The organism is Xenorhabdus entomophaga, from assembly GCF_037996725.1.
GTDB lineage: Bacteria > Pseudomonadota > Gammaproteobacteria > Enterobacterales > Enterobacteriaceae > Xenorhabdus > Xenorhabdus khoisanae.
This window is the reverse complement of record NZ_JBBMXH010000162.1, coordinates 1-5,854: the sequence shown is the minus strand read 5'-3', so window position 1 is coordinate 5,854 and position 5,854 is coordinate 1. Positions and strand designations below refer to the sequence as shown.

Below are 5,854 nucleotides of genomic sequence, written 5' to 3'. Positions count from 1 at the left end.
TATATGTGGCAGCTCATCAAAAGAGTTAAGATTTTCTTGAATGCCGCTTCAGCAAATAGTTGGAAAGGAATAGGAAATATGAAATTCTCATAATTATGAAAAGTTATATAAAGATATGAGCAGGCATACATAAGAAAAATCCCTGAAAACTTGCGTTATCAGGGATTCAGAATTTTGGTGGAGCTAAGCGGGATCGGACCGCTGACCTCTTGCATGCCATGCAAGCGCTCTCCCAGCTGAGCTATAGCCCCACGAATGTGGTTCAGGTTTTTGAATGCCAAATACTGATGAATGGATTTACCAATATTAATCGTATTTGGTGGAGCTAAGCGGGATCGAACCGCTGACCTCTTGCATGCCATGCAAGCGCTCTCCCAGCTGAGCTATAGCCCCAAATCAAAATCCTGTAGAACGGGGCGAATCATATGAAACCCAGAGAATTCTGTCAATGGATTCATTAGTATTCTCTGTGTAAGCGCTGAAAAAGCCACCAATAACCAATCTTGTGAGCAAAAAATAAAGGCACTGCAATGAATTGAGTGCCTTTATTATTCATGTCATCTTGTTATGCAGTAAAGCTAAATGACAATTTATTGCGCTTCACGCTGGGTAATATAAGCCAGAGCTTTATCAATACGAGACAGTGAACGAGCTTGATTGATGGCATGAACCGTCACATCAACACTTGGTGATTGGCCTGCACCTGTTACCGCAACACGTAGTGGCATACCCACTTTACCCATACCCACTTCCAATTCGTCAGCCGTCGCCTGAATGGCGTGATGGATATTTTCTGGCGTCCATTCTGTGATAGCTGCCAGTTTCGCTCGAGCAACCTCTAATGGCTGACGAGCAACAGGGCGCAAATGTTTCTTCGCCGCATCTGCATCAAACTCGGCAAACTCTTCATAGAAGTAACGGCTGGACTCTGCCATCTCTTTCAGTGTCTTGCAGCGCTCACCCAGCAGTTTGATCAAATCAGCCAGTTCCGGGCCAGTACGAGTATCAATACCTTGTTGTTCAATATGCCATGCTAAATACACAGCAACTTTTTCCGCTGGCAGGGTATTGATGTAATGATGGTTCAACCATTGCAGTTTTTCAGTATTGAATGCACTGGCGGATTTGCTGATGGCATCAAGGCTAAACAGCTCAGTCATTTCTTCAACGCTGAAAATTTCCTGATCGCCATGTGACCAGCCCAGACGAACCAGATAGTTCAGCAGCGCTTCCGGGAGATAACCATCATCACGGTATTGCATTACGCTGACTGCTCCGTGACGTTTGGACAGTTTTTTGCCGTCGTCACCGAGGATCATAGAAACGTGGGCATATTCTGGAACTGGTGCGCCAAGCGCTTTCAGAATATTAATCTGGCGCGGAGTATTGTTGATATGGTCTTCACCACGAATAACATGGGTAATTTCCATATCCCAGTCATCAATCACAACGCAGAAGTTATAAGTTGGTGAGCCATCAGTACGGCGAATGATTAAATCATCCAGTTCCTGATTGCTGAATTCAATCGGGCCACGAATGCTGTCATCAAAAATAACGGAACCTTCTTGTGGGTTGCGGAAACGTACAACATGGGGTTCATCGTGGTTGTGCTGGCATTCACTATCACGACAACGGCCGTCATAACGAGGTTTTTCGCTGTTTGCCATCTGAGTTTCACGCAATTGCTCCAAATGCTCTTTAGAACAATAGCAGCGGTAAGCTGTGCCTTGCTCCAGCATTTCATCAATAACCTGATTATAACGGTCGAAACGTTTGGTCTGATAATAAGGACCTTCATCCCAATTCAGGTTTAACCAGTTCATCCCGTCCATAATTGCATCAATGGCTTCTTGAGTAGAACGTTCCAGATCGGTGTCTTCAATACGAAGAACAAATTCACCTTTATTGTGGCGACTGTATAACCAGGAATAAAGAGCAGTACGCGCACCACCAACATGAAGATAGCCAGTAGGACTTGGTGCAAAACGGGTTTTAATTTTACTCATCGGGAGTTGCCTTAGTTACGTTTCTCTTTTTTAGAGAGCGTTTTTGGATGATTGAAGTAACAATAATAGGGGTTATTTTATCACTGCACTTCAATTCCTCAATGGCGTTAATCATACGTTATTGATAAAAGCTGAGACATATCGCCCGAATGATAACCTTAAGTGATTATAATTGTTTCATTCTGTTTAATTTTACAACGAACGAAAATTTTAGTAATAAAAACCGTTGACTCACCTCGAACTATCCCTATAATGCGACTCCATCACGACGGGGCGATTAGCTCAGTTGGTAGAGCATCTCCCTTACAAGGAGGGGGTCATCAGTTCGAATCTGGTATCGCCCACCATCTCTCTCGTAGTGATAAACTGCTGTTTTGGTAAGCGTAGTGATAAAAATGATTTTATGATTGGGCGATTAGCTCAGTTGGTAGAGCATCTCCCTTACAAGGAGGGGGTCATCAGTTCGAATCTGGTATCGCCCACCAATCATAAATCAGTGGTATTGATGTCGTTATAGTCATCATGAAGTGGGCGATTAGCTCAGTTGGTAGAGCATCTCCCTTACAAGGAGGGGGTCATCAGTTCGAATCTGGTATCGCCCACCACTTCATTAGATTGTTTCGCAGTATCACAATGATATTTTGAATGGGTCGTTAGCTCAGTCGGTAGAGCAGTTGACTTTTAATCAATTGGTCGCAGGTTCGAATCCTGCACGACCCACCATTCAAATATCAAAATCAGTATTATCTAATTGGGTCGTTAGCTCAGTCGGTAGAGCAGTTGACTTTTAATCAATTGGTCGCAGGTTCGAATCCTGCACGACCCACCATTTAGATATCAAAATCAGAATTACCTAATCGGGTCGTTAGCTCAGTCGGTAGAGCAGTTGACTTTTAATCAATTGGTCGCAGGTTCGAATCCTGCACGACCCACCATTTAGGTATGAACGTATGAAGTGGGCGATTAGCTCAGTTGGTAGAGCATCTCCCTTACAAGGAGGGGGTCATCAGTTCGAATCTGGTATCGCCCACCACTTCATCTCCAAGATTCGCGTCCTGATAAATTCTTATTTAATTCCTCTGTTTTAATAATATTTCTAATCAATCAGCTCTCTTTTTCATTCCACAGGGAGTAATTAAAAAACCGTTTTGATAACGAGCACTGATATTGCCCGATGTTCCTTGGTTTAACCCAATCGCATTCATTCTGAGACATGTCCCGATGATCTCTTGAGCTATTTGTTCTCTGTTCATTATGTCCGCCTTAAATGACAACTTATGGCTATTGTCTGTACAAATCAGGGAAAAGCGCCCTTAACCCTTCCTCGCCAGCAACGCAAATTCCACGCTCTGTAATCAACCCAGTGATAAACTCAGCAGGTGTAACATCAAAGGCATAATTTTCACAGAATGTTCCTTGCGGGGCAGTATTGACCCAACTTAGTGTACCTTCTGGTGTGATGCCGTATACATGGGATTGTTCTTCACCCGAACGCTGTTCAATGGGAATTTCTTTTACGCCATCCCAGACTGTAACATCCAGAGTTGGTGATGGTAAGGCTACATAAAAAGGGACGTGATTGGCTTTGGCCGCCAATGCCTTGAGGTAAGTTCCGATTTTATTGCATACATCGCCTCGGGCAGTTGTTCGGTCTGTGCCGACAATGCAGAGATCGACTTTACCGTGCTGCATCAGATGCCCACCTACATTATCAGCTATCAAAGTATGTGGAACACCATGTGAACCCAATTCGAAAGCGGTTAACCCTCCTTGATTACGTGGGCGCGTTTCATCAACCCAGACATGTACCTTAATTCCTGTATCATGCGCCATATAAATGGGAGCCAGTGCCGTTCCCCAATCAACCGTGGCAAGCCATCCTGCATTACAGTGCGTCAGAATATTGACCGACTCACCGGTGGGTTTCGTTTCTGCGATACCCTGAATTATTTTTAGGCCATGTTCACCAATTTTACGGCATAGCTCTACATCTTCATCTGCAATTTCATCAGCGATACGGTAAGCGGTTTCTGCACGTAATACCTGCTCGGTATTCTTCAATATTCGATACGCTCTCTCCAACGCCCATTTTAAATTGACTGCGGTAGGACGGGTTTTAACCAAAATATCGTAAGCCTGCTGCAACTTTTCATCGCTATTTTCCTGACGCATCGCTAAAGCCATGCCATACACGGCAACGGCACCAATCAATGGTGCTCCCCGTACCCACATTTCTTTAATAGCTATCGCAGCATCCTGCATGGTGTGTAGTTGAATAATCTGCACTTGAAAAGGAAGCTTAGTCTGATCGAAAATTTCGACGGTATAGCCATTGTCTGCAAGCCAAACGGAACGATAATGAGTGCCATTAATTTTCATATCAGCCTCTTAACATTGTGCTATATAGCGTTTAATTAGAGAAAAATTGTGATAATTTTCCCGATTTACAATTAACTCTCGTGCCAATTTCAGTGCACTTTTTTCACAAATAGCACGCTGATTTTGATCTTCAATTTGTTTGAAATCGGCAACGCCAGCAAAGCCAATAATGCGGCGATTAATTTCTAATCCAGCATAGGCGAGAGTATCTTTAAATAAAGTGGACAAAAAGTCATCTTGCGCTGTTTTCAAGAACGATTTGTCGAACGCACCTTGTTGATAAAGACAGGTAGGGTAGGCCTCTCCTGAGCTTTTCTGATTCCATAATTGACAGAAATGGTGTTTAAATACTACCCATGTTGTCTCTATTTGTTCCAAAAGCCATGTTTGGTAATCGGTGCATTGTGCATTATTTTCTCGTAGGGCAGGTTGGGCAAAATAAGCAATCAGCAAATTACCGATGTAATTTCCGATATCAAATGCCATTGGTCCCACGAAACTGAACTCAGGATCAATCACCTTTGTGGAGTTTTGTGTCACCATAATGGAGCCGGAATGGAGATCGCCATGTAGCAATGCTTGTGCTTGTGTCATGAACTGATACTTATATTGCATGGCTGTTTGAATGAGTGCGCGATCTTGCCAAAGGGAGTAAATTTCATCGTCAAGTTGGGGGGTAGTCCAATTATTTCGTTCCGCATTAAAATAGGGTTCTGTGAAGATCAGGTCTTCGGTAATTTTGCAAAGTTCATGATTATTAGCGAAACGAGCGACCAGATCTTTTTTCTCTTTGCCTGCCATTCCAATATCGGATGTATGAAATAACGTCTTGGCAAGAAAAATCCCTATATCTTCCGCAAGGCGGGGAATTTCGATTCCAGCAATTAGCTGTTTGCGTAGGATGATATGCTGAGACAAATACTCCATGACAATGAGAGACATTTCCTCATCATAAAAATAGACATCAGGAACATATTTTGGGGCAACTTTATTTTCTTCAATCAAGGTATGATATTCAAAATGCGAGCGAACAAGAGAAAGTTGCCATGATTCACCAGCAGCTCTTACATAAGGCAAGGCTTGCTTCACAACAATCGTTTTTTCTTTTCCAGAGACAATAAACACTAAGTTGAGATTACCATCACCGATTTCCTGTACTTGCCAAGTTTCAGGGGAACCATCCAATGAAAGTGTTATTGGTAAATTTTGAGAAAGATAGTGTGGTAAAGATTCACAAGTTTGTGGGGTATACCCTGTAGGAGTATGAGCAGACATCATTTTCCATCCTGATAATTTCATGAAGGAATGTTCATAAACTGCACAGCGATAATTTATTTTGCTGTAATGATTTTTACAATTGTTATATAACTTTTCATAATTATGAGAATTTCATATTTCCTATTCCTTTCCAACTATTTGCTGAAGCGGCATTCAAGAAAATCTTAACTCTTTTGATGAGCTGCCACATA

Annotated in this window: 3 protein-coding genes, 9 tRNA genes and 1 pseudogene; 7 read left to right on the top strand and 6 right to left on the bottom strand. The window is 42.6% G+C overall.

What is annotated here, in order from left to right:
• Positions 1-175 precede the first annotated feature (175 nt).
• From AAC854_RS20950 to gltX, 3 genes are all read right to left on the bottom strand, one after another.
• Positions 176-251, bottom strand: a tRNA-Ala gene (locus AAC854_RS20950).
• Positions 252-317: 66 nt separating this feature from the next.
• Positions 318-393 (bottom strand) — tRNA-Ala (locus AAC854_RS20945).
• Positions 394-590: 197 nt separating this feature from the next.
• Positions 591-2,006, bottom strand: coding sequence for a glutamate--tRNA ligase (gene gltX / locus AAC854_RS20940; protein WP_340618787.1), 1,416 nt, complete (start codon positions 2,004-2,006; stop codon positions 591-593).
• A 271-nt stretch (positions 2,007-2,277) separates the two neighbouring features.
• Between gltX and AAC854_RS20935 the strand changes: the two genes are divergently transcribed.
• The 7 genes from AAC854_RS20935 (at position 2,278) to AAC854_RS20905 (ending at position 3,039) form a co-directional block, all read left to right on the top strand.
• A tRNA-Val gene (locus tag AAC854_RS20935) sits at positions 2,278-2,353 on the top strand.
• Between the two features lie 62 nt (positions 2,354-2,415).
• Positions 2,416-2,491: transfer RNA gene (locus AAC854_RS20930), tRNA-Val, on the top strand.
• A 44-nt stretch (positions 2,492-2,535) separates the two neighbouring features.
• A tRNA-Val gene (locus AAC854_RS20925) sits at positions 2,536-2,611 on the top strand.
• Positions 2,612-2,653: 42 nt separating this feature from the next.
• Positions 2,654-2,729, top strand: a tRNA-Lys gene (locus AAC854_RS20920).
• A 30-nt stretch (positions 2,730-2,759) separates the two neighbouring features.
• Positions 2,760-2,835: transfer RNA gene (locus AAC854_RS20915), tRNA-Lys, on the top strand.
• Between the two features lie 30 nt (positions 2,836-2,865).
• A tRNA-Lys gene (locus AAC854_RS20910) sits at positions 2,866-2,941 on the top strand.
• A gap of 22 nt (positions 2,942-2,963) precedes the next feature.
• Positions 2,964-3,039: transfer RNA gene (locus AAC854_RS20905), tRNA-Val, on the top strand.
• 85 nt (positions 3,040-3,124) lie between these two features.
• Here AAC854_RS20905 and AAC854_RS20900 read toward each other — a convergent pair.
• The 3 genes and pseudogenes from AAC854_RS20900 to mtnK form a co-directional block, all read right to left on the bottom strand.
• A pseudogene (locus tag AAC854_RS20900) lies at positions 3,125-3,259 on the bottom strand (class II aldolase/adducin family protein); the annotation flags it as partial.
• A 28-nt stretch (positions 3,260-3,287) separates the two neighbouring features.
• Positions 3,288-4,385, bottom strand: coding sequence for an S-methyl-5-thioribose-1-phosphate isomerase (mtnA, locus tag AAC854_RS20895; RefSeq protein WP_340618786.1), 1,098 nt, complete (start codon positions 4,383-4,385; stop codon positions 3,288-3,290).
• A gap of 9 nt (positions 4,386-4,394) precedes the next feature.
• Complete coding sequence (mtnK, locus tag AAC854_RS20890) at positions 4,395-5,684, bottom strand: S-methyl-5-thioribose kinase (protein ID WP_340618785.1); 1,290 nt, start codon at positions 5,682-5,684, stop codon at positions 4,395-4,397.
• Positions 5,685-5,854 lie beyond the last annotated feature (170 nt).